Here is a 23420-nt window from a genome sequence, read left to right on the forward strand (position 1 = left end):
TCCTGCCGCGGCCCGCGACGTTGTGCCGCGGTCAGACGAGTCCGAACGCGGAGGCACGTTCCACCGCCTCCAGTCGGCTGCGGGCGCCGAACTTCGACAGCAGGTGGCGTACGTGGTACTCGACGGTGTTCTCGGTGACGTGCAGGGCGTGGGCGATGTCCTGGTTGCGCAGGCCGCGCCGGAGCAGGTCGAGGACTTCGTGTTCGCGCCGGGTGAGGTGCGGGGTGGGGCCGGTGGAACGTTCCTGGAGCAGTTGGAAGAAGCTGCGGTCGGTGACGTTGACTCCGAGTTCGTGGGCGATGCGGATCGCTTCGGCCGTGCGGTGCAGGTCGGCGGTGTCCTCCAGGTAGACCCGACAGCCGCGCCGCTGCCAGCGTTCGCAGCGGCGCCAGTCGCGACGGGGGCCGAGGATCGCCAGCTTCAGGTCCTCCCGGATCGCCTTCGCCCGGGAGAAGGTGCGGTGGATCTCGCTGTCGTCGATCCGTTCACCCACCAGCATCCATTCGGCCTGGACGGAATGGATGGTGGCGGCCAGCAGATCGGAGTCCGCGCACTGATGGATCTCCATTCTTCCCTGCAGGATGCTGCCCGAAGGTAATCGTTCGGCCGCCTTCCACCAGCCCACGAGCACCACCGCACATTCGTCTCTGTCCGTCGTCACACAATTCGGTGAAGACAATTCGAAGGCCATAATCCCTTCCGATACAGGAATGCGGGGACCGAGGCGGAAATAAAGACGATCACGGACGCGCATATGCAAGAGTCATGTAAACATACGAAGTGGGGCAACTGTCAAGCTTGTCTCAGTCGCGTGGTGGCCAGATTTCACTTCCCGGCCCTCGGATTTCCGTGGATCCCGCCTAAGGAAATCCGTGGGATCCATGGATCGCGCGTCATGAATTCTCGCCGCGCGATGCGTTTTCCTGCGCCGCCATGGCCGCTCTGATCATCCCCAGCTCCTCCCGGATGCCCTCCAGAGCGTCGGCGATACGGCCGAGAGCGTCCGGCGCGGGGAGCTCGGCGGGCTCGGGGGACGCGCGGGACGCGGGCGACTCGACGGGTTCCGGGGATGCGAGGTGCGCCGCCGCGACGGCGGAGGGCGCGCCCGCCCCGTCGGGCACCACGTATCCCGCCAGACCCATCAATTCCCAGTAGTCCAGGCCGAGCACCTGGGCGAGCCGGTGCAGCACGCGCGGCGAAGGGGTGCCGACGTAGCCGCTCTCCAGCTTGAACAGATAGCCCGACGAGATCTCGGCCTCCGCCGCCGCCGACTGCGTGGACCGGCCGCGCGCCTCACGGGCCGCTCTGATCCGGTCCCCCATGCGCTGGGTCGGCCGGGGGGTCTGTTGCTTGGTCACATTCACTATGGTAGTCACATTCACTATGGAGTACAAGCATCCGAAGACGACCCGCAGCACGGCGGCGCTCACCGTCGCGTCCCTGGCGCTGGCCACCGACGCGCTCGTGTACGGCATGGCGGTGCCCCTGCTGCCGAAGCTCACCTCCGAGAACGGCGCCGAGCCACTCGACGTCGGCATCCTGTTCGCCGTCTACGCGGCCGCGCTCGTGGCCGCCACACCTCTGGTCGGTGCCTGGGTGGACCGCCGGGGCAACCGTCGGCCCATGCTGGCCGGGGTGATCGGTCTGGCCGCGGCCACCCTGCTGTTCGCGTTCGCCCACGACACGACCCTGCTGCTCGTGGCGCGAGCGCTGCAGGGCGCCGCCGCGGGCGTGGTGTGGACGGCCGGCCTGTCCCTGATCGCGGCCACCCACGCACCGGCCGAGCGCGGCAGGGCCATGGGCATGGCCCTGTCCTCGTTCGCGGTGGGCATGCTGATCGGCCCACCCCTGGGCGGACTGCTGAGCGGCTGGTTCGACCCGCGCGCGCCCTTTCTGCTCGCCGCCGTGCTCGCCGTCGCCGATGGCGTGGCCCGCTGGTACCTCGTGCCGCGCGAGGGCGCCGTCGCCGCGGCGCGCGGCACACTCTCGGAGATCCGCGGGCGTGCCGGTCTGGCCCTGGTGGCGCTCCTGACGGTGGCGGGCGCCGCGCTGCTGGCGTTCATGGAGCCCATCCTGCCGCTGCACCTGTTCACTACAGAGAATGCCGGTGTCGGCGCGGTCGGCCTGGTCTTCGGCGCGGCCGGTGTCGCCGCCACACTCGCCCCGCCGGTCGCGGGGAGCCTGCTGCGCACGGTCACGCCGGGTCGGGTCGCCGCGGGCGGCTGCGTGGTCGCCGCCGTCGCGATGCTCGCCCTGGGCTCGGTGCACGGCCTGATCGCGACCGCCGCCGCGCTCGCCGCGGTGACCGTCGGCGCCTCGTTCGTCCTCACCCCGACCATCACCGTCATGTCGGAGATCGCCGAGGCGAAGCAACCACCGGCCTACGGCGCGGTGTACGCCCTCTATACGCTCGCTTACACGGGAGGGCTCACGATCGCCCCGCTCAGTGCCGGCTGGGCCATGCAAGGACTGGGTTTCACCGGGGCCGCCCGGGTCGCGGCGGCTGCTGCGGTGCTGGTCGCCGCCGTACTCCTGGGCCAGCGCCTGCGCCGTCCGAAATCCGCGCCGGCCGGTGCGGAAACGCCGTCCGGATCAGAGAAATCCGCTTGACCGCTCGGATCACCGGGCCCGGCGGAACAATTTCTCAGAAGGTTTAACTACGGAATTCCGTGATGGCCTCCGCTCTCCTGGCTCTCGTAGTGTCGTTCGGGCCAGATCACCCGCGAACGAGGGGAGACGAATATGTTCGACATCGAGATCACGGTCGTCGACGAGCAGGTTTCCAGTCTCGAAGAGATCGGCATGGACGAGGGGTGTAGCAGCAGCTCTTCCTGCAGCTCGCTCGACATCTCCGACGTCGACTTCGAGTAGCGACAAGTCGTACGCCGTCAGCGGTCCGCGGCATCCGCCGCGGGCCGCGCACTTTGCCCACCGGAGAAAAGAACGCGCCAGAGAAGCGAGCGGAGGGTCATGCCCAAGCCATTCGACGTGGTCGTACGCGGCGGACGCTGGTTCGACGGCACCGGGGCGGCGTCCGCCGTGCGGGACCTGGGCATCGAGGACGGCGTGGTGACCGCCGTCTCGGCCCGCCCGCTGCACGCCCGCGAAGGCGGGCGGACGATCGACGCCCGGGGGCGCTGGGTCCTGCCGGGCCTTCTCGACATCCACACCCACTACGACGCCGAGGTCCTGCTCGACCCGGGGCTGCGCGAGTCGGTACGGCACGGCGTCACCACCGTGGTGATGGGCAACTGCTCGCTGTCCACCGTGTACGCGACCCCGCTGGACTGCGCCGATCTGTTCTCGCGCGTCGAGGCCGTACCGTACGACTGCATCCTCGACGCGCTGACCGCGCACCGCTCCTGGGACTCGGCCGAGGGGTATGTCGACGCGCTGGACAAGCGGCCGCTCGGCCCGAACGTGGCGGCCTTCCTCGGCCACTCCGACCTGCGGGCGCACGTGATGGGGCTCGGCCGGTCCGTCGACCCGAAGGAACGGCCCACCGAGCGGGAACTGCGCCGGATGGAAGAGCTCGTGGCCGCGGCCCGCACGGCGGGCCTGCTCGGTCTCTCCACCATGACGAGCCCCTTCTCACGGCTGGCCGGGGACCGCTACCGCTCCGCCCGGCTGCCCTCGACCTACGCCTCATGGGGCGAATACCGGCGGCTGCACCGCACACTGCGCCGCACCGGCGGCATCCTGCAGAGCGCCCCGAACCCGGCGATGCCGCTGAACACGCTGCTGTTCCTCGCCGCCGCGGCCGGCCGGGCCCGACCGGCGCTCCGAACCACCCTGTTGACCGCGATCGACCCGAAGGCCGCCCCCGGCCTGGCCACCGCGCTGACCCGCACCACCGCCGTCACCAGTCGGCTGCTCGGCACGGACCTGCGCTGGCAGCACCTGCCGGTGCCGTTCGAGCTGTACTCCGACGGGATCGACCTGGTGGTGTTCGAGGAGTTCGGCGCGACCGCCGCCGCGCTGCACCTGCGCACCGAGGCGGAGCGACGCGCGCTGCTCCTCGACGACGGCTTCCGCAAACGGTTCCGGCGCGAATACCGGCGCCCCCTGCCACCCCGCGCCTGGCACCGCGACCTGTACGACGCCGAGATCGTCTCCTGCCCCGAACCCGGCCTCGCGGGCCGGAGTTTCGGCGCGGTCGCGGACGAACGCGGGCAGCACGTGGTGGACACCTTCCTCGACCTGGTCGCCGCGCACGGCACCCGGGTGCGCTGGCGGACCACCCTCGCGAACCACCGCCCGGCCGTCCTGGACCGCCTGGCGGCAAGCCCCGTCGTGCAGTTCGGGTTCGCCGACTCCGGCGCCCACCTGCGGAACATGGCGTTCTACAACGCGCCGCTGCGGCTGCTGAAGCGGGTGCGGGACGCCGAGCGCGCGGGCCGTCCGATCCTGTCCGCGGAGGCCGCCGTGCACCGCCTGACCGGGGAGCTCGGCGCCTGGTTCGGCCTGCCCGCGGGCACCCTGCGCGAAGGGGACCGGGCCGACCTGGTGGTCGTGGACCCGGCCGGCCTCGACGACGAACTGGCCGCCTATCACGAGGCGCCGGTGGCGGCGTACGGCGGTCTTTCCCGCATGGTCAACCGTAACGACGCCGCCGTGGACGCGGTCTGCGTCGCCGGCGAGGTGGTCTTCGAGGCGGGCAAGTTCGCGGACGGCTACGGCACCACCCGGGCCACCGGACGGTTCCTGCGGCACGGCGAGGTCACGCGATGAGGGTCCTGGTGACCGGCGGGGGCGGCTTCCTGGGGGGAGCGGTGTGCGCCCAACTCGCCGCGCGCGGCGACCGCGTGCGCTCCTTCCAGCGCCACCACCAACCCGCCCTGGCGGAGCTCGGCATCGAGCAGCACCTCGGCGATCTGCGCGACGCGGACGCCACCGCGCGAGCAGTCGAGGACCAGGACGCCGTGATCCACTGTGCCGCGCTGGCCGGGACGTGGGGCCCGGCCCGCACCTACTTCGCCGTCAACGTCACCGGCACCGCGCACATCCTGGACGCCTGTCGCTCCCGGGGCGTCGGGCGTCTGGTCCACTGCTCAAGCCCGGCGGTGGTGCACACGGGCGGCGACCTGGAGGGCGCCGACGAGTCGCTGCCGTACGCGGCCCGGTTCCTCGCCCCCTACCCGCACAGCAAGGCGCTCGCCGAACGGCTGGTGCTGGGCGCGAACTCCGCGCACCTCGCCACGGTGGCGCTGCGCCCGCACATCGTGTGGGGGCCCGGCGACCCGCACTTCGTGCCCCGCCTCGCCGAGCAGGCGCGGCGCGGCCGGCTGCGGCGGATCGGCGCGGCCACGAAGCGGATCGACACCGTCTACATCGACAACGCGGCCGAGGCCCATCTGCTCGCCCTGGACCGGCTCGCCCACGGCGCTCCCCCTGCTGGGCGGGCGTACTTCATCACCCAGGGCGACCCCCGCCCGGTCGGCGAGACCATCGACCAACTGCTGTGGGCGGCCGGAGTCGGGCCGGTGACCCGCGAACTGCCCGCGTGGGCGGCCCGCCCGCTGGCCGCCGCCCTGGAGTACGGGGCGCGGGCCCTGCGGACGGGCGAGCCGCCGCTGACCCGCTTCCTGGCCAACCAGCTCACCACGGCCCACTGGTTCGACATCACCGCCGCCCGGCGCGACCTCGGCTACGAGCCCCGGGTCACGACGGACGAGGGGCTCCGGCGGCTGCGCGCCGCGCTGCACCGGGCGAGGCGTGCCGAATCCGGGGAGCGGCCGCCGAAGCACGCCCCGACCGCCGAGTGAGCGACCGCGCGGTGACCGAAGCCAAGGAGGAGGACCGGTGAAGGCTGTCCTGGAGAGCTTCCGTGTGGCCTGGTGGACGGCGGTGCTCGTCGTGGGGTTCGGGCTCGGGCGGCGGGACAGAGTACGGGCCGCACGGCTGCTGCGACGGTATCTGCTGCGGATGGGGCCGCTTTACATCAAGGCCGGGCAGGTGCTTGGCACCCAGTCGGGGCTGCTGCCGCGTCAAGTGACCGAGCAGTTCCGGGAGTTCTTCGCGCAGCTGCCGCCGATGCGGGACGCGGCACTGGAAAGGGTGCTGCGGCGGGCGCTGGGGCGGCCGCCGGAGGAGGTGTTCGACTCCTTCGAGCGCACCCCGGTCGCCGCCGGTTCGGTGGCGCAGGTGCACCGGGCCGTCTTGAACGGGCGGCCCGTCGCGGTGAAGGTCGTGAAGGCAGGCGTGCGCGGTCGCTTGGAGGCGGGCTCGGCGGTGATCGGCCGGCTCGCGGCAGTCGCGCACCTGCTGCCCCGGCTGCGCGGCTACGACCTGCCCGGGCACTTCGGCGAGCTGCGGCCGCTGCTCGTCGGGCAGTGCGACCTGGTCCAGGAGGCCGCCCGGCAGCGGGAGATCGGCGAGAACTTCCGCAACCACCCGTTCGTAGGGGTGCCGTGGGTGCACGAGGAGTCCTACGGCCCGGATCTGCTGGTCATGGAGTACGTGGACGGGGTGCCGGGCGACCGCGTGGACGAAGTGACGCTCGGGCGGCCGGAGTTGGCGGCGCGCCTTCAGGACGCCTTCTACTGCATGGTCTACTTCCACGGCGTCTTCCACGTCGACCCGCACCCCGGCAACATCCTCTTCCGCCCGGACGGCCGGATCGTGCTGCTCGACTTCGGGCTCGTCGGGCGGCTTTCCGAGGACGACAAGTGGGACCTCGCGTCCTTCTACTACGCGTGCATGCGCGGCGAGTGGGACCTGGCGGTGCGGCGCTTCACCCGTGCGTTCGCGGTGCACCCGCAGAAGGTGCTCGGCCACGGGGCGTACGAGGCGGAGCTCGGCGAGGTGCTGCGGCGGCACTTCGAGGAGGAGGCCTCGCGCTGGTCGACGCTGGCGTTCCTCGACGACGCGATCCGGCTGCTCGGCCGGCACGGCACCAGGATCACGACGACGTTCTCGGTGCTCGCCCTGTCCCTGCTGACCGGCGAGGGCTTCATCTCGGCCGTCGACCCGGACATCGACCTGTGGGCGACGACCCGCCGCTTCACGGGCCGCTTCTCGCCGTACCTGAACGACGACCTGCGCCAGGCCTTCCGCACCGAGATCGCCGAGCGCTCGCCGCGCACGGCGGCCCTGCGGGAGGAGGCCGCCCGGCATCTGGTCGCGCCCACGCACTTCGACCGGTTCGTGCTGCCGAGCCCGTTCCCGCTGGCGGTCGCCGGGGCGAGCGGCTCGCGGCTGCGGGACCTGGACGGCAACGAGTACATCGACCTGTCCGGCGGGTACGGGCCGCACATCCTCGGCTACGCGCACCCGGCGGTGGTGACGGCGATCCAGGAGGCGGCGGCCCGGGGCGCGGTCAACGCGATCGGCAACCCGGACGAGGTGCGCCTCGCCGCGCTGATCGCGGAGGCGTTCGGCGCCGACCACAAGGTGGTGCTCGCCAATTCGGGCACCGAGGCCGTGCAGATCGCCCTGCGGATCGCCCGCGCGTACACGGGCCGCCAGCAGGTCGCCAAGTTCGAGGGCCACTACCACGGGTTCTCCGACCAGGGCCTGGTCAGCTCCTGGTTCCGCTACCGCGGCGAGGCCGAGGCCCCCGAGCCGGTCGGCAACTGCGCCGGCATGCAGCAGACGGTGGTCGACGACACGCTCGTCCTCCAGTACGGCGAGCCGGCCTCGCTGCGCCGGATCGAGGCGTACGGCGACCGGCTCGCGTGTGTGATCGTCGAGCCGATGCCGTCGGCGCTCGGCGACTTCGACGCGGCGTTCCTGCGGGAGCTGGCCCGGGTGTGTGCGGCGCACGGGGTCCTGGTCGTGCACGACGAGGTGGTGACCGGGTTCCGGGTCCATTACGGCGGGGTGCAGCACCTCGCCGGGGTGCGGCCCGACCTCACCTGCCTCGGCAAGATCATCGGCGGTGGGCTGCCGGCCGGAGCGGTGGTGGGCCAGGCGGATCTCGTCGACACCGCGCGCACCAGCGGTGACCCGTTCCGGGACGTCGACAGCCGGGCGTTCGCGGGCGGCACGATGAGCGGCAACTCGGTGACCTGCGCCGCGGGCGCCGCGACTCTGAGCGTGCTGCGCGACCGCCCGGAGGTCTACGCCCGGCTGCGCGAGCGGACCGCGTGGCTGGTCGCCGACCTCACCGCGCAGGCCGCCGACTGCGGGGTGCCGTGCGCGGTGCGAGGCCGGGACTCGATCTTCTCGGTCGCCTTCGACCACGCCGCGCCGCACCGGGTCCGCGACCGTCTCGCGGGCCTGGACGTCACGGCCACGCTGGCGCTCGCCTACCACATGCGCCGCTACGGGGTCTTCCTGCCGGAGCTGCACACGATGCTGCTCAGCGCCGCACACTCCGACAGCGATCTGGAACAGGTTTCGACGGCATTCGGCAAGAGCCTGCGCGACATGCTCTCGACCGGTTTTTTCGACGCTCATCAGAACTCAGGGGGGATCGAGTGAAATTCCTGGCGATCGAGCACAGCTTCCCGACCCGGGTGGTCACCAACGAGGAGGTGCAGGCGCGGGTCCGGGAGGCGAGCGCCCCGCATCTGTCCACGTCCGAACTCGCCACTGTGGAGAGCTTGGTCGAGGCGTGCTTCGCCTCCAGCGGCACCACCGTGCGCCGCCACCGGGCCCCGGGCGAGACGCCGAGCGGCTTGGCCGTGGACGCCGGGCGCCGGGCGCTCGCGTCGGCGGGCCTGGACCCGTTGGACGTCGATCTGCTGCTGTACGCGGGGATCGGCCGGGGCGTGATCGAGCCTGCCTCGGCGACCACGTTCCAGGATCTGCTGGGCCTGCGCCGGGCCAGCGCCTTCGACGTACTGGAGGCGTGTGCGAGCTGGGTGCGGGCCCTCCAGGTCGCGGACGCCTTCCTGCGCACCGGCCGCTACCGCACCATCATGATCGTGAACGCCGAGTTCGGGGCGGCCGACGTCTACCGCTACGAGCTGCGCTCGCTCGCGGAGTTCGCGCACTGGCATCCGACGGTGACCCTGGGCGAGGCGGCCACCGCCACCATCGTCACCGCGCAGCCACCGGGCGAGGAGGACGACGGATTCGACGCGGACTTCCGCACCCATGGCGAGGCACGCGACCTGTGCTTCGTGCCGCTGCCCGGTTTCGACGCCTACTTCGCCAAGAAGCCGGCGGCCGCGGGCGAGCCGCGCCCGCTCCAGTTCGTGTCGTTCGGGCTGAGCCTGATGGAGTTCGGCACCCGCAAGCTGATCGAGCACTACCGGGAGGAGCCCCGGTTCGAGGAGTTCAAGGCGGACCTGGTCTTCGGGCACTCCGCGAGCGACGGGGCGAGCCGGCACGTCGTGACGGAGTGCGGCATCGACGCCGCGAAGTACCGCTTCCACCATGCCCGGCACGCCAACACGGTCGCGGCCGCGGTGCCGGTCAGCATGTCCGAGGCGTTGCGGGACGGCGAGTTGGCGGAGGGCGACCGGGTGCTGCTGCTCGTGGCCTCGGCGGGGATCACCACGGCGCTGGCCAGCTTCGTCTTCCACGGACCGCGAAGGGATGCGGCATGACCAAGAACATGATCTTCGAGCGGCTCGTCGAGACTGTCTCGGCCGTGGACGACGGCGTCGACACCTCGGTGCTCCGGCTAGACGAGACGCCCTTCCAGGCCTACGGGCTGAACTCGCTGAGCCAGTTGCGCGTCGGCGTCAGGCTCGCCGAAGTGTGCGGCGTGCCCTTCGAGGACAGCGACTCGCTGCTCGCGATGTCCCCACTGGGCCTGGTGACCCTGGTCGAGCGACGGCTGGCAGGTGCGGCATGAACTTCCTGGACGCGGTCCGCGATGCCGTACGGGACGCCGATCCCGGCAGCGGTGTGCACTTCTTGTCCCCCGGCAGGCCGGAGGTGTTCCTCTCGTACGACAGGTTCCTGCGCACCAGCGCGCTGCTCGGCCGCAAGCTGCCCGAGGACCGGGTGGTGGTGATCGCGGCCGATGATCAACTGCCCACGCTGCAGGCGTTCTTCGCCGCGCTGTGGGCCGGCGGGCGGCCGCTGATCCTGCCGTCACCGCGCGCGCTCGGCGGCGAGGAGGCGTTTCGCCGGCACATCGAGCGGACGCTCGCGATGTTCCCGCCGGGCCAGGCGGTCCTCGCACTTCAGGAGGGCCTGACCGAGACCGAGTTCCCGGACCCGGTGGTGATGCTGCCCCGCGAGGCCGACCGGTACGACGCCCTCGACTTCCTTCCCGCGGCGGCCGGGCCCGGCGGTGACGCGGTCGCCTTCCTCCAGGCCACCAGCGCCTCCACCGGCGACTCCAAGCTCCTCGCCGTCTCGCACGCCAACGTCTGCGCCAATCTGCGCGCGCTGTACGTCTCCCTGCACGCCGGGCACGACGACCGGGTGGTGTCGTGGCTGCCGCTCTTCCACGACATGGGCCTGGTCGGCATGGGACTGCTGAGCTTCTTCCACGCCTGGCCGCTGTACATGATGAAGCCCACCGACTTCATCGTGCGCCCGCACCTGTGGGCGCAGGCGCTCAGCACCTACCGGGGCACGATCACCGCAGCGCCGAACTTCGGCTACGACCACGCCCACCGGGCCGTCGACCCCGGCGAGTTGGAGGGCTGCGACCTGTCGGCGCTGCGCTGCGCGGTGATCGGCGCGGAGCCCATCCGGCTCACCACCATGGCCGGCTTCCACCGCGCCTACACCCCCTACGGCCTCCGCGACGGCAGCCTGATCCCCAGCTACGGCATGGCCGAGTCGACGCTCGCCAGTTCCATGTGGACGCCGGGCGAGACCCCGCGCTACGTGGTCGTCGACCCGGTCGGCCTGGAGAGCGGTGCCTCGCTGCGGCTCCTCGGCGAAGGTCTCCTCGGCGAGGAGCCACCGGCGGGCCCGGGCATCCCGGTGTTCTCCGTGGGACGGGCCCTCGACGGACTGACGGTCACGCTCATCGACGAGGAGAGCCGCCCGGTCGAGGCGGAGGGCGTGCTCGGCGAGATCATCCTGCGCGGCACGAGCGTGGCCCTCGGCCGGCTCGACCCGGCGACCGGCAGCCCCGAGCCCTTCCCCGAAGGACTGCCCACCGGCGACCTGGGCTTCTGGCACCGGGACGAGCTGTTCGTCCTGGAGCGCCGCAAGCACGTCATCATCCGGCAGGGCCGCAACCACCTCGCCACGCTCCTTGAGGAGCAGGTCTCGCGCATCCTGGACCACCCCGCCCACGAGATCATCGTGTTCGAGGCCGACATCCACGACCCGGCGAGCGACATCACCGCGCTCGTGGAACACGACGGCGGAGCCCATGAACTGACGGCTCATCAGGCCAGGCAGCTGCGCCTGCTCGACCTTCCCGTCGACGTCGTCCTGTTCGCCCGCCGCCGGGTCATCCCGCGAACCACCAGCGGAAAGAAGCGCTACCACACCACCCGGCAGCGGCTGTCCGACGGAAGCCTCAAGGCCGAGCGGACGCTACGGACGCTGCTCGAACCGACGGCTCCGCACGGCCCGTCGCACCGCGAATGACGTACACGTACACGAGATGAGGACGTTCCCTTGCCCGACCCACCCCGTGGCCCCTCCCCGCTGTATCGCTGGGGCGGGCTCATGGCCCGGTACCGCGCCGTGGTACTCACCGCCTGGCTCGGTCTGCTGATCGCGTCGGCGCTGTTCTACCCGAGCGTGGAGTCACGGCTGGCCGCTCCCGACTACACGGTGCAGAGTTCGCAGTCCGGTCAGGCACAGCGGCTCATGGAGCGCCACTTCCCGGACGCGGGGGCGGAGCACGGCGTGGTCGTGTTCCGCTCCGCGCGCCTGACGGCCGACGATCCGGCGTACCGGCGCTCGGTCGAACACGTCCTGGCCGCGCTGCCCGCGGACACCGTGCGGCCGACCGGGCCGTACGGCGCGCCGGGGCAGATCTCGGCGGACGGGCATGCGGCGGTGGCGACCTTCCCGATGACGGGCAGCCTCTCGAAGCGCTCCGACCAGGCGGCGGATCTGCAACGCCGCATCCGGGAGGCGGCCGTGGGCCAGCCGGTGGAGGCCTACCTCACCGGCCCCTCGGCACTCACCGACGACCTGTCGGCCGTCGAACTGCGCGACCAGTCCGTCGCCGAGGCCATCGGACTTCCGATCGCGCTGCTCGCGCTGCTGCTCGCGTTCGGCGTGCTGGTCGCGGCGCTCGTGCCGGTGATGATGGCGGTGGGCGCGGTCCTCGTGTGCACGGCGCTGCTCGGACTCCTCGCGGAGCCGCTGAGCCTGGACCGGTTCGTGACGGTCGTCGCGACGGTCATCGGCATCGGGATCGGCATCGACTACGCACTGTTCGTGATCAGCCGGTTCCGCGAGGAACTGGCCCGGCTCGGGGACGACAGGGCGGCCGTCGACACCTCGGTGTCGATCGCACTGCGCACCTCGGGCCGGACCGTGCTGACCGCGGGGCTGATCGTCGGGGTGGCGCTCGGATCGATGGTCCTCATCCGGGGCCACATCTTCATGGAGATCGCCGTCGCGTCCGGCCTGATGGTCCTGTGCTGCCTGTTCACCTCGCTCACCGCGCTCCCGGCGCTGCTCGCGGTGCTGGGTCCGCGGGTGAACAAGGGCCGGCTGCCGCGCTGGCTGCGCATGGCCAACGACCGTGGCCGCTGGGCGAGTTGGGCCTCCATCGTGCTGCGCCATCCCTATCGGCTCGGCGTTCCGGCACTGTGCCTGCTGGTGTTGCTGGCGACGCCGCTTGCCTCGATCAAGCTGGGCGTCGACTGGGGTCTCGCGTCCCTGACCGGCACCCCCTCGGGCAAGGGCCAGCGGATCGTCGCCTCGTCCTTCGGCCCGGGCGCGGTCGGCCCGGTGCAGGTCGTCGCCTGCGGGCCGGCCGCCGAGCCGGGGGTGGGACGGCTGGTCGCCGACGTCAGGAACGACCCGCGGATCGCCCAGCTGTTGCCCGTCGAGCGCTCGGGAGACTGCGCGAGCGTGCAGATCGTGACGACGAAGCGCGTCGACTCCCCCGAGGCCAGCACCTTCGTCCGCGACCTGCGGTCGGGTCCGGTGCGGGCCGCGTTCACCGATTCCGGCACCCAGGTACGGGTGGGCGGGCTCAGCGCGCAGTACGTCGACCTGGCCGACGAGACCTCCGGCAAGCTGCCGCTGGTCGTACTCGTCATCCTGGTCCTGTCGTTCTGCTATCTGCTGGTGGTCTTCCGCAGCGTGCTCGTACCGCTCAAGGCGGTCCTGCTCAACCTGGTGGCGACGGCCGCCGCCCTCGGCTCGACCACCGTGATCTTCCAGTTCGGGTGGGGCGAGCACGTCCTCGGCTTCACCAGTTCGGGCACGCTCCAGGCGTACCTCCCGGTCGCCCTCTTCGCGGTGCTCTTCGGTCTTTCCATGGACTACGAGATCTTTCTCGTCAGCCGGATCATGGAGGAGCGGCTGCGCACCGGCAGCGACCGGGAGGCCGTCCCCGCGGGCCTGGCGCGCACGGCCGTGCAGATCACCACGGCCGCCGCCATCATGGTGATCGTCTTCGGCAGCCTGCTCTTCGCCCGGGTCCTCGAACTCAAGCAGTTCGGCTTCGGCCTGGCCTTCGCGATCCTGCTGGACGCCACCGTCGTACGGCTGTTGCTCGTCCCCGCGGTGATGGCCGTGGCGGGCGGCGCCAACTGGTGGCTGCCCCCCTGGCTGGAGCGGCGGCTTCCGGCCGTGTGGAAGGAATGACCTTCGCCGGGCTTCCCCGGCGCTCCGACCGATCTCCCTGTCGAGAGGTGGACCATGTCCCGTACGAACGGCTATCGCGGCGTCTCCCGGGCGGCCGCGGCCAAGCACTACGACGTCTCCGACGACTTCTTCCGCATCTGGCTCGGCCCGAGCCTGGCGTACGCGAGCGCGCTGTGGGACGGCGAGGACGACACCCTGGAAAAGGCCCAACTCCGCAAGACCGACTACCTCCTGGGCCAGGCGGGTGTGCGTCAGGGCAGCCGGGTGCTCGACGTGGGCTGCGGCTACGGCGGGGAGATGCAGCGGATGGTCGCGGACTACGACGTCGAATCCGTCATGGGGATCACCCTGAGCGAGGCCTCGGTCGCCTGGACGCGGAACCTGGCGATCCCCCGCGTCGACGTACGCTGCGAGAACTGGGCGGACCACCGCCCCGCCCACCCCTACGACGCGATCCTCTGCGTCGAGGCGATGGAGCACTTCGCCCGGCCCGGGATGTCCGGCCGGGCCAAGGTCCGCGGCTACCGGGAGTTCTTCACGCGCGCCCGCGAGTGGCTCGCCCCGGAGGGCAGGCTCGTCGTGCAGACGATCACCTGGGGGCACCGCTTCCCGATGGACCTTGACCTGCTGCGCGGCCTGTACCTGGCCAGCCAGGTCTACCCCGAGTGCAACCCCTCCTACCTGGGCGAGTTGCAGGCCGCGAGCGACGGCCTGTTCGACCTGGTCGCGGTGCGCAACGACTTCGACCACTACGGTCGTACGCTGCAATGCTGGCTGGCCAACCTGGAGTCGGACTACGACCGTGCGGTGGAGTTGGTCGGACGACGGCGGACGGACGACTTCAGGACGTGCATGACGACCGCCGTCCGCGTCTTCGAGGAGGGCTGGTTCTATCTGCACCGGCTGACCTTCCGCCCGGTCCCCCGCCCGGTCGGCCCGGCCCGCCGCTTCCTGGTGAACAACGTCATCGGCCGCGACTCCCTGCCGACACCGAAGCTCTTGCACCGGCGCCCCGGGGCGATCTGACCCGGCCGTCCCCGCGCGGGCCGGTGGCGGAGGCGTCCTCGATCATGCTCGACCCGACCTCGCGCACGCGGGCGGAGGGCCCGGCGGCCGACGCCGCATCGTCCAGCGCAACAGGACCACCGAGCACACCGCGGCGAACGCACACCACGTCGAGACGAACTCCTCCCGCCACAGCACGAAGGACACCACCACGCCGACACCGACCAGCGCACCGAGGAGGACAAGGCCGCCGTCGCCGGACAAGAGCAGGGAGCCGATGGTGGCGAGGAGGTAGCCGGCGAGGATGAGCCCCGCCTGAGCCAGTCCTACGGAGTACCCGACGGTGTGCCCGCGGATCTCGGCCCGCACGGTACGGGTCGCCAGCACATGGACGAGCGCCGCCGAGGTCAGGACTCCCGCTGCCAACGGGAAGAGCAGGCGCCGGTGGGCGTTCGGGAGCGCGGCACACCACACGGCCGCGGGTACCCAGAGCGGCAACAGCGGGAGCGCGATGACCGCCCAGGCGACGGTGGCGGGCCCGGTGCCACCGCCGTTGTGCCAGACCGCGGCCTCGATGATCTGGTGGAGCCCCAGAAGAACGGGGAGCGCGGCCAACGGCACGTCACGGGGGCGCCGGGCCGCCAGGGTCACCGAGGCGGCGCCCACCGCCGTGATGGCCGTGCCCGCCACGAGATCGGCCGTCGCGCTCCAACACATGCCGGCAACGCTACGGCCGCCCTGGGCTGCGAACGGGCCGGACGCCCCGCCGAGGTCCGGGTAAATGGGAGATGCGTGCTCCTGCGAGGACGAGGATCACCGCCAGGAACAACATGCTGGTGCCATGTCAGCCGTGGCGCGCCCACCGGGCCGGGCGGTCACCGCGCGGCCGAAGCCTTGGCGGCCGACCGGTGGTCGGGGGCGGTCCAGCCGTCGCGGCGGTTGCGGTGGACGGTGAAGCGGTCGAAGAGCACCGGCGTCGGGAACGGGTTGGCCGTGGTCGCTTCCTGGGAGTGGTAATAGCTGACGGTGATGCTGGTGCGCCCGCCGGGGAGACGGCCGGGGTCGACGTCGAAGACCGCCATTCCGTAGGGGTGGGCGGTGTCGGGGTCGCGGACCGCCGACCAGGTGGCCTTCTCCTTCGCGTCGGGGTCGGCCTTGAACGGCAGACGCTTGGTGCGCACGAAGGCGTCCGGGATGCCGCTGCCGTCGGAGTCGCCGAGATAGGTGTCGTCGTGCGAGGCCGTTCCGCCACCGCCCAGAATCAGGTGGACCGTGCCCTTGGAGGTGTCGACTTCCTTGAGTCCGTCGTCGACGACACTGGGCCGCAGCAGGCTGCCGGGGTCGGTGCCGCGCACCGGGTGGGTGCGCTCGTAGTCGTGGTCGTGACCGCACAGGACCAGGTCGACCGCGTACCGGTCGAACAGGGGCAGCAGCTGTTCTCGGATGCCGATGTCGCCGCCGTGGCTGGCGGCCGAGGACGACATGGCGAACTGGTGCATCGACACGACGATCCAGTCCACCTCCCGGCCGGCACGCGCCCGCTTCAACGTCCGCTCAAGCCAGTGCAGTTGGGCGCCCTCGCTGTAGCCGCTGATGTAGACGGAACGGCCGGTGGCCGGATCGATGCTGGCGTCGTCCTCGATCGCGATGTCATTGCCGTCGACGGAGAGGAACAGGACCGAGCCGACCTGGAAGCCGTACCAGTTGCCGCAGAAGTCGCGGGTCTGGTTGTCCGGCAGGTCGAAACGGGCGTGGTACGAGGCATAGCCCAACTCGCCGCCTCCTGCCTCGACTTCATGGTTGCCCGGTGCCGGCATCCAGGGCCGGTTGCGCGCCGAGACCGACATGTTGTTCATGAACGCGTCCCAGCACTGCGGCTGGCGGTCCTGGTTGTTGTTGGCGTACGCCAGGTCACCGTTGAGGAGGTGGAACAGCGGGTTGAACTGCTCGACCTGGCGCACCGCGGCGGCGCCGTGGATCGCCGACTTGCTCCAGGAGGCGGACCCGGTGCCGAGGTCGCCGAAGCTGGTGAACCGGAACGCCGCACGCTCGCGGCCGGGGGCGGTACGGAAGGTCCCGCGGACCGGCGAGGCGCCGTCGTGGACGATTTCGTACACGTACGTGGTGTCGGGGCGCAAGCCGTGCAGCTTCGCGTGGTGGGTGTAGGTCTCGACCTTGTTCAGCCCGTCGACGTAGGTACGCGTCTCGGCCGGGACCGTGTGACCCAAGCCGCCGCGGGGTGTGCCCAGTCGGAGCCGGGGCCGGCGCACCGAGGCCCCGCTCGCCCAGGAGACCGTCATCTCACGTGACGGCTCGTTGCCGTACTGCAGGTGCACCTGCTCGGGGCCGGGGGTCCCCGCGACGGCGGGCCGGCTCCACAGCAGGGCCGAGCCCGGCACCGTGGCGAGGGCGCCGGCGGCTGCCGTGCCCCGAAGAACGGTTCTGCGCGAGGGGTGTGTCACTGCGGCCTCCTGAGTCCCGGAAATCGTCCGGAGAGTGACAGCGGAGACCGACAGGTGAGCCAGCGGGGAAGGGACGGACGGCGAACACCGCGTGAACGGGCCTTGCCGGAGCGGCAATTGGCCACGGAGTGGGGCGAGCGGGCTGCTACTTCGGTCTCCGCAGGCCTATCACCGTGCTCCGTACGCAACTTGAGGTGGCTCGGGCTCACACCTGGTGGCCCAACCCCCGCTGGCCAGAGCCTGGCCTATCGCTTGGGGGTCTTGTCCTCCATGGCCCCGGCACCGCCTCGGATGGCGGGCTGCCTCCCTCCCACCTGCACAGGCCGTGTGGCGCCCGACTGCTCCTGCGCGGAGGCGAGTTCGCGTACCGTCGCCATGTCGCTGAACGGAAGCAGCTGTTCGCCGACGATCTGGTACGGCTCGCTCCCCTTCCCTGCGATCAGGACGATGTCGTCCGGCCCGGCGGTGGCCAGGGCGAAAGCGATGGCCCGTCCCCGGTCGGCGTACCGCTCGAAGCGGGTGCCGCTCGTCACCAGGCCCGGCGTGATCTGGTCGAGGATCGCTTCGGGGTCTTCGTTGCGAGGGTTGTCGGAGGTCAGGACGACCAGGTCGGAGTGGGTACCGGCGATCTCCCCCATCTGCGAGCGCTTGGTGGTGTCCCGGTCGCCGCCGCAGCCGAAGACGGTGATGACCTCGTTGGTGGCGAATTCCCGGATGGCGGTGAGGACCTTGTCCAGCGAGTCGGGGGAATGCGCGTAGTCCACGATCACTGACGTACCGCGGGGGGTCTGGAAGCGTTCGAAACGTCCCGGGACCGGTGGCATCCGGTCGAGGGCTGCGACCAGCCCCTCCAGGTCGTGCCCCAGAAGGTGGCACGCCGCCACGGTGGCGAGCGCGTTGGCCACCGAGAACCGCCCGGGGACAGGGATCGCCGCCGGGTACTTGTGCCCGTCGTGGTGGAGGGTGAAGCGCGTACCGAAGGCGTCCATGCTCAGCTCGCTCGCCCGGTAGTCCGCCTCGGCGTCCAGGGCGTACGTGGTGACCTGGCCGGGCATCATCGCCCCGATTCCGGCTCCCACCGGGTCGTCGGCGTTGACCACCGCCCGCCGGCACAGCCCCTGGAACAGGCGCAGCTTCGCGTCCCGGTAGTTCTCCATGGTGCCGTGGTCGTCCAGGTGGTCCTGGGTGAGGTTGGTGAAGATGCCGACGTCGATGAAGGCGTGGTCCACCCGGTGGTTCAGGAGGCCCATCGAGGTGGCTTCCAGGACCACGGTGCTCACCTCACGGTCGCGCATCTGTCCCAGTAGGTACTGGAAGTCCGGCGACTCCGGTGTGGTCAGCACTGATCTCGGCATGGGGATCAGTGCGTCGCCGATCCGGCTGCCGGCCGTCCCGATCACCCCGACCCGTGCGCCTTCGGCGAGCCGCAGCACGGACTCCACCATGTACGAGACCGACGTTTTCCCGTTGGTGCCGGTGACGGCCACCATGTCCATGTCCCGGCCGGGCTCACCGTAGTAGCGAGAGGTGACGACTGCGGCCGCCGTCCGGGTGTCGGGCACCCGTACGACACACACGCCGGCTTCCGTCGCCCGCACCGAGGCCGGGAGGTCGGCCGTCGCAGTGCCGACGAGCACCGCTACGGCGCCGCGAGCCAGGGCAGGACCGATGGCCTCGGGGCCGCCCTCGCGATGCCCCGGCACCGCGATGAACAGGGAGCCGGGCGAGACGCGGTGCGCGTCGAAGCACGTTCCCGCGGTGATCTGTGTGTGCGGATCGCCCAGAAGAACCTCGTGGTCGTGTCCGGCCAGCAACTCGCTCAACTTCACAGGGGGCCTCTCAAGGGTGCGGCCCGGTCGAACGTCCAACCGTCGCCGACAACGGCGACGGCACGCCGAGGGGCCGCGGGAATGGTGCGGGAACATGCAAGGGCTGGGCGACAGGGAGGTGCGGGACAGACGGCTCAGTGGTGCGGGCGACTGCGGAATGCGCACCAACTGGAGAAAAACGGAACTGTGAGAAGGCGCCGGCGCGGCGGCAGAACTCCGCGGGCGGAAAGGACGACCGGAATCGGATCCGTCAGGAACGGCCGGCCCGGGCTAGCCGAAACCGTGCAGCGCACGGCAGCAGGTCCGTGGCGCAGTGGGGCACAGCACGCGCGGGACGCCTCTCAGGCACTCCCTCACCGCATATGTGCAACCCATGGGTGGAGTGTACGTCCCACAGAGCCGCACGAATCCCGCCCCGGGGACGACCGGCCCACCCCGGTGCAGAGCAGGCCGGAGCCCGCCACCCTTTCGGGGTTGGCGGGCTCCGGTCTGTCATGGGCGAGTCCGCGAGCCGGGCTACCGTCCCCGCAGCACCGCCTCGATCACGTCGAGCCCGTGCCCCAATGCGTCCTCGGTGATGTTCAGTGCCGGTGAGAACCGGAGTACTTCTCCGCCGACGCGGGACCGCAGCACACCCATTCGCAGGATCTCGTCGTGGTCCGCGCCTCGCCCTCGACGGACTCCCGGCAGTTCGCCCTAGTTCGGTGCCTGGAAGCCGCCGATCGTCTGCTCAAGCAGTTCGGCCAGCCTCAGCGGGGTGCGGTCCTCGAACATGGGGCCGATGAGCTGCACTCCCACCGGCAGGCCCTCGGGGGACCGACCCGCGGGTATGGCGGTGGCGGGCAGGCCGGGCATGGTGGCCAGGCCAGCCCAGACGAGCTGGTCGAGGTACGGGTACTCGACGCCGTCGATGTCGATTCGCCGTTCCAGCGGATTGGGGTTGTGGTCGTGCGGGAACGCCGGAGTGGGCGTGATCGGGCACACCACGGCGTCGAACTCGGCGAAGAACTGCCGCCAGCCGTGGCGGTGGAGTTCGCGACGGTTGTTCGCCTCCATCCAGTCGCGGTGGCTGAACACCATGGCGCGCAGCCGCGCAGCGTCCAGGCTCTGGTCGTCCGTGCTCAGTCCGGCAGCTCGGGTCCGCAGCTGCTCGTACGATTCGATGGGAAAACGCGCAACGGAGCTGGAGATCAGCAATTGCGTATAGAGCGTCGCGGCCTCGCTCAGGTCGGGCAGCAGCGGACTGTGCCGTACGACGCGGGCGCCGCCGTCGACCAGCGCGTCGGCCACCCGGTTCACGCCCGCACGCACAGCGTCCCCGGTCGCGATGAACGGATGCTGGTCGAGGACCAGGACCCGGAAGTCGCAGAGCCGTTCATGGCGCGCGGGCGGCAGCGTCAAGTCGTACGCGACGCCGAATGTCAGCGGGTCCGGGCCGGCCATGACGTCGAGCAGGAGCGTGAGGTCGCGGGCGGTGCGTGCCATCGGACCGACGACGGCGAGGTCGAGCTCTGACGGCAAGGCCGGCGCGGGCGGCGGGACCATGCCGCGGTTCGCCGCCAGCCCGAGTGTCGGCTTGTGCGCGTAGATGCCGCAGAAATGCGCGGGGGTGCGCAGCGAACCGCCGATGTCGGAGCCGATGGACAGCGCGCCGAATCCGGACGCCAGGGCCGCCGCCGATCCGCCGGACGATCCGCCCGCCGTGCGAGCTTGATCCCACGGGTTGTTGGTGGTGCCGTAGATCTCGTTGAAGCTCTGTATGTCTTGCAGCCCCAAGGGCACATTGGTCTTACCGAGCACCACCGCGCCCGCGGCCTTGAGTCGCGACACCTGCACCGCGTCCTCGGGCGGCATGTAGTTCCGGTGTTGCGGCATGCCCCAGGTCGTGGGCAGCCCGGCGATGTTGTAGGACTCCTTGACCGTCACCGGAATGCCGAGCAGCGGCCGGTCCTCACCGCGGGCACGCGCCTGGTCGGCACCGCGCGCGGCGGCCCGTGCACGGTCGAAGTCCGGCACACAGATCGCGTTGATCGCCTTGTCGTCGCGCTCGATACGGGCGATCGCCTCGTCGGTCAGTTCCGCCGAGGTCACTTCACCAGCACGCAAAGCGGCCGCGAGTTCTTCTGCCGTCTGAAGATTCCAGTCCATGAATCCGACCGTACAGACCTCTGGGACAGGCCATGAAATGCCGCTTCGCGCAACGGGATTGCCGTCTCCATGCTCATCGTCTTCCTCGCCGGATACCGACAATTCCGCCGCCCGCCGGCGATGGCGACATGCAGCGGGCGGTGCCCTGGCCCCGCCCAACATTCCCGACCGCTGCCGAGCGCGAGCGGTCGAAGAAGATGGCCTACGGCCACAAGACCGAGTACCGGCTGCGGAGGGTGGCACGCCGTGCGTGAGCGTGAGCCGCCTTCTCCCGATCGACACTCGGCAGGATCGCCAGCCGCTCACGGGGTGGCTCCCAAGGCGCCCCGGGCGGCGTTCTCGTGGGAGCGGCAGAGGACAGAGCGACAGCTCGCGATGTCTCGCTGAGCATTCCAAACCGTTGTCACTCGCGCGCCGCAATGCACAGACCCGGGTCCTTGAGGGCCAGTGTCAGACGTCAGTCAACTGGCTGACCACCGCCGCCTCACCCCAACTGAAACGACGTCAAACTCGTGCGCGGTGGTGTCCATCCGGAAGGTGCGGGAGACGGGCCGTGCCCTAGATCACGGGGGCAGTTTCGGCGGGAATCTGCCATTCCGGAGTGCGCCGTTCTACGCTCGCCGAGGCGCCAGGACCTCCACAGAAACAGCACAGACCCGACACGGAAAGCGATCATGAAAAGAACCGCGAAACTCTTAACCGTGCCGGCCCTCGCCCTGGCCCTGTTCACGCCCGCCCTTGCGGCCCTCGCCGCTTCGGCCAGCGCGGCGACGACCGACGCCTACACCTTCACCAACACCGACGGCGCACTCAACGCGACGGGCACCGGCGACGGAAACCAGATCTCCGTCACCCCCGACGGCACCAACTACACGAACTGGCGCCTGATCAAGCTCAGCGATCCCGGCACGTTCAACATCGCCAGCACCTCCTCCGGAAAGTGCATCTACGCCTCCCAGCCCGCCGTACAGCAGTCCTGCGGCAAGGACGGCGAGCAGTGGCACTTCCGCCCCGTCGACGGCAAGCCCAACACCTTCGGCATCGTCCGCCGCGACGACAGCAGCGGCACCGAGTACTGCATGGACAACCGGGGTGGCCTCCACCTGTGGGGCATCCTCGCCCAGCCCAACGCCTGCAACGGCAGCGCGAGCCAGGAATGGACGATCCCCGCGTCGAAGGCGGCCGAAGCCAAGAGCCTCGCCCTCGACTACTACGCCGACCTGTGCTCCAAGAAGACCTCCACCTGCTCGTGGACCGAGAAGTCCGAAGGGCAGCCCGCAGCGCTGCCCCGCCAGCCCGCCTCGTCGGTCTGGTACAACGACACCGCTTCGTCCATGAAGCAGGTCTTCACCACGATCTACCACTCCGGATGGTCGCAGGCGTTCTCCGTAGGCCTGTCGTCCTCCGTGGGAGTGTCCGTCCCGCTCCAGGCCATGATCTCCAACCAGCTGACCACGACGACGGTGTACACCTCCGACGAGACGACGATCAACGGCATCGCCGTGGACGTCCCGTCGAAGAACTACGCGTGGGTCGACTTCGCGGCCGTCGGCAAGAAGGTCACCGGCACCTGGACCTTCAACACGGACAACCAGCCGTGGACCACGGACGCGACGGTCACCGTCCCCGTCATCAACTCGGCCGCCGGATCCACGATGTACATCGCCCACACCAGCACCGACCCGTCCGGCAGCAGTGGCAGTACGACCAGCCCTGATGTGAAGCCGCAGACCTTCGCCACGACCACGACGAAGACCTTCAGCCTTCCCGCGGGAAGTCAGGTGACGTCGTCCAACGGCACCGTCACCGCGACGGACACCGACGGCACTGTTGCCACCATCCTCCCCACCACGCTGACGGACACCAACGGTACGACCCACAAGGTCGGCCTGACCGTCTCCGGCAACACGGTGACCCAGACCGTCGAAGGCGTCACCGGCGACACGATCACCGGCACCGTGAGCCCGCCGGTCTTCTCGGTGAAGGCAGCCGCCGCACCGGCCGCCGCGAAGAAGACCATGATGAAGACGGCCGCCATGATGCGGCCTGCCGCGTCCAGCGACAAGAGGGGCCGCATGAACTGCATCGGAGACAAGATGGGCGAGGGAGCCACCTTCGGCCTCCTCGGTGCCGCCCTGGGGCAGCCCGAAGCCGTCCTGGGCGGAGTCTTCGGCGGCCTCATCATCGGCCTCGCCGAATGCACCAGGTGACCTGACCCACTGCTGAACGAAGCGTCCCCCTGCCTGTAACCAGGCGAGGGGACGCCGTGTTTCCGGAGCAAGCCACTGCTCGCGGCGCGGTCGCGATCGTCAGCGACAGCGCGACGACGACGCCG

The 23420-nt window shown here is 70.7% G+C and carries 18 protein-coding genes; 11 read left to right on the top strand and 7 right to left on the bottom strand.

Annotated features, from left to right (window positions below; genetic code table 11):
* Positions 1-31: 31 nt before the first annotated feature.
* Both OHA17_RS03765 and OHA17_RS03770 read right to left on the bottom strand, forming a co-directional pair.
* A complete protein-coding gene (locus OHA17_RS03765) occupies positions 32-568 on the bottom strand; it encodes a response regulator transcription factor (RefSeq protein ID WP_406504015.1) in 537 nt (178 codons plus the stop codon).
* 325 nt (positions 569-893) lie between these two features.
* Positions 894-1358: a helix-turn-helix domain-containing protein gene (locus OHA17_RS03770; RefSeq protein WP_398873389.1), complete on the bottom strand. Its 465-nt coding sequence runs from the start codon at positions 1356-1358 to the stop codon at positions 894-896.
* 25 nt (positions 1359-1383) lie between these two features.
* On the opposite strand from OHA17_RS03770, the gene OHA17_RS03775 reads away from it, so the two are divergent.
* From OHA17_RS03775 to OHA17_RS03820, 10 genes are all read left to right on the top strand, one after another.
* The gene (locus OHA17_RS03775) at positions 1384-2610 is read left to right on the top strand and encodes an MFS transporter (protein WP_406504017.1); all 1227 of its coding nucleotides are present in this window, start codon (positions 1384-1386) and stop codon (positions 2608-2610) included.
* A 132-nt stretch (positions 2611-2742) separates the two neighbouring features.
* Positions 2743-2871, top strand: a complete 129-nt coding sequence (locus OHA17_RS03780; protein WP_267887021.1) for a hypothetical protein — start codon at positions 2743-2745, stop codon at positions 2869-2871.
* A gap of 99 nt (positions 2872-2970) precedes the next feature.
* On the top strand, positions 2971-4731 hold the full coding sequence (locus OHA17_RS03785; RefSeq protein ID WP_406504020.1) for an amidohydrolase family protein: 1761 nt from the start codon (positions 2971-2973) through the stop codon (positions 4729-4731).
* Positions 4728-5765: an NAD-dependent epimerase/dehydratase family protein gene (locus tag OHA17_RS03790; RefSeq protein WP_406504022.1), complete on the top strand. Its 1038-nt coding sequence runs from the start codon at positions 4728-4730 to the stop codon at positions 5763-5765. The genes OHA17_RS03785 and OHA17_RS03790 overlap by 4 nt, the downstream gene beginning before the upstream one ends.
* Positions 5766-5802: 37 nt before the next feature.
* Positions 5803-8424, top strand: a complete 2622-nt coding sequence (locus tag OHA17_RS03795; protein ID WP_406504024.1) for an aminotransferase class III-fold pyridoxal phosphate-dependent enzyme — start codon at positions 5803-5805, stop codon at positions 8422-8424.
* Entirely contained in the window at positions 8421-9497 is a 1077-nt protein-coding gene (locus tag OHA17_RS03800; RefSeq protein ID WP_398873379.1) for a 3-oxoacyl-[acyl-carrier-protein] synthase III C-terminal domain-containing protein, read from the top strand. The genes OHA17_RS03795 and OHA17_RS03800 overlap by 4 nt, the downstream gene beginning before the upstream one ends.
* On the top strand, positions 9494-9748 hold the full coding sequence (locus OHA17_RS03805) for an acyl carrier protein (RefSeq protein WP_406504026.1): 255 nt from the start codon (positions 9494-9496) through the stop codon (positions 9746-9748). The genes OHA17_RS03800 and OHA17_RS03805 overlap by 4 nt, the downstream gene beginning before the upstream one ends.
* Positions 9745-11454 (top strand): AMP-binding protein, encoded by a 1710-nt coding sequence (locus OHA17_RS03810; RefSeq protein WP_406504028.1) that lies wholly within the window; start codon positions 9745-9747, stop codon positions 11452-11454. Before OHA17_RS03805 ends, OHA17_RS03810 begins: the two co-directional genes overlap by 4 nt.
* A gap of 30 nt (positions 11455-11484) precedes the next feature.
* Complete coding sequence (locus tag OHA17_RS03815; RefSeq protein WP_406504030.1) at positions 11485-13641, top strand: MMPL family transporter; 2157 nt, start codon at positions 11485-11487, stop codon at positions 13639-13641.
* Between the two features lie 54 nt (positions 13642-13695).
* On the top strand, positions 13696-14667 hold the full coding sequence (locus OHA17_RS03820; protein ID WP_406504032.1) for a class I SAM-dependent methyltransferase: 972 nt from the start codon (positions 13696-13698) through the stop codon (positions 14665-14667).
* Between the two features lie 42 nt (positions 14668-14709).
* On the opposite strand, the gene OHA17_RS03825 is transcribed toward OHA17_RS03820, so the two are convergent.
* The 5 genes from OHA17_RS03825 to OHA17_RS03845 form a co-directional block, all read right to left on the bottom strand.
* A complete protein-coding gene (locus OHA17_RS03825; RefSeq protein WP_406504033.1) occupies positions 14710-15363 on the bottom strand; it encodes a DUF6629 family protein in 654 nt (217 codons plus the stop codon).
* 158 nt (positions 15364-15521) lie between these two features.
* Positions 15522-17108 (bottom strand): purple acid phosphatase family protein, encoded by a 1587-nt coding sequence (locus OHA17_RS03830; protein WP_406504035.1) that lies wholly within the window; start codon positions 17106-17108, stop codon positions 15522-15524.
* A gap of 245 nt (positions 17109-17353) precedes the next feature.
* Positions 17354-18937 (bottom strand): UDP-N-acetylmuramoyl-L-alanyl-D-glutamate--2,6-diaminopimelate ligase, encoded by a 1584-nt coding sequence (locus OHA17_RS03835; protein ID WP_406504037.1) that lies wholly within the window; start codon positions 18935-18937, stop codon positions 17354-17356.
* A 516-nt stretch (positions 18938-19453) separates the two neighbouring features.
* Positions 19454-19576 (bottom strand): hypothetical protein, encoded by a 123-nt coding sequence (locus tag OHA17_RS03840; RefSeq protein WP_406504039.1) that lies wholly within the window; start codon positions 19574-19576, stop codon positions 19454-19456.
* Between the two features lie 57 nt (positions 19577-19633).
* Positions 19634-21085 carry an amidase gene (locus OHA17_RS03845; RefSeq protein ID WP_406510624.1) on the bottom strand — a complete coding sequence of 484 codons (1452 nt, stop codon included), beginning with the start codon at positions 21083-21085 and terminating at the stop codon, positions 19634-19636.
* Positions 21086-21786: 701 nt separating this feature from the next.
* On the opposite strand from OHA17_RS03845, the gene OHA17_RS03850 reads away from it, so the two are divergent.
* Complete coding sequence (locus OHA17_RS03850; protein ID WP_406504041.1) at positions 21787-23295, top strand: RICIN domain-containing protein; 1509 nt, start codon at positions 21787-21789, stop codon at positions 23293-23295.
* The last annotated feature ends 125 nt before the right edge of the window (positions 23296-23420 follow it).

The organism is Streptomyces sp. NBC_00212 (assembly GCF_045206365.1).
In the GTDB taxonomy this organism is placed as follows: Bacteria; Actinomycetota; Actinomycetes; order Streptomycetales; family Streptomycetaceae; genus Streptomyces.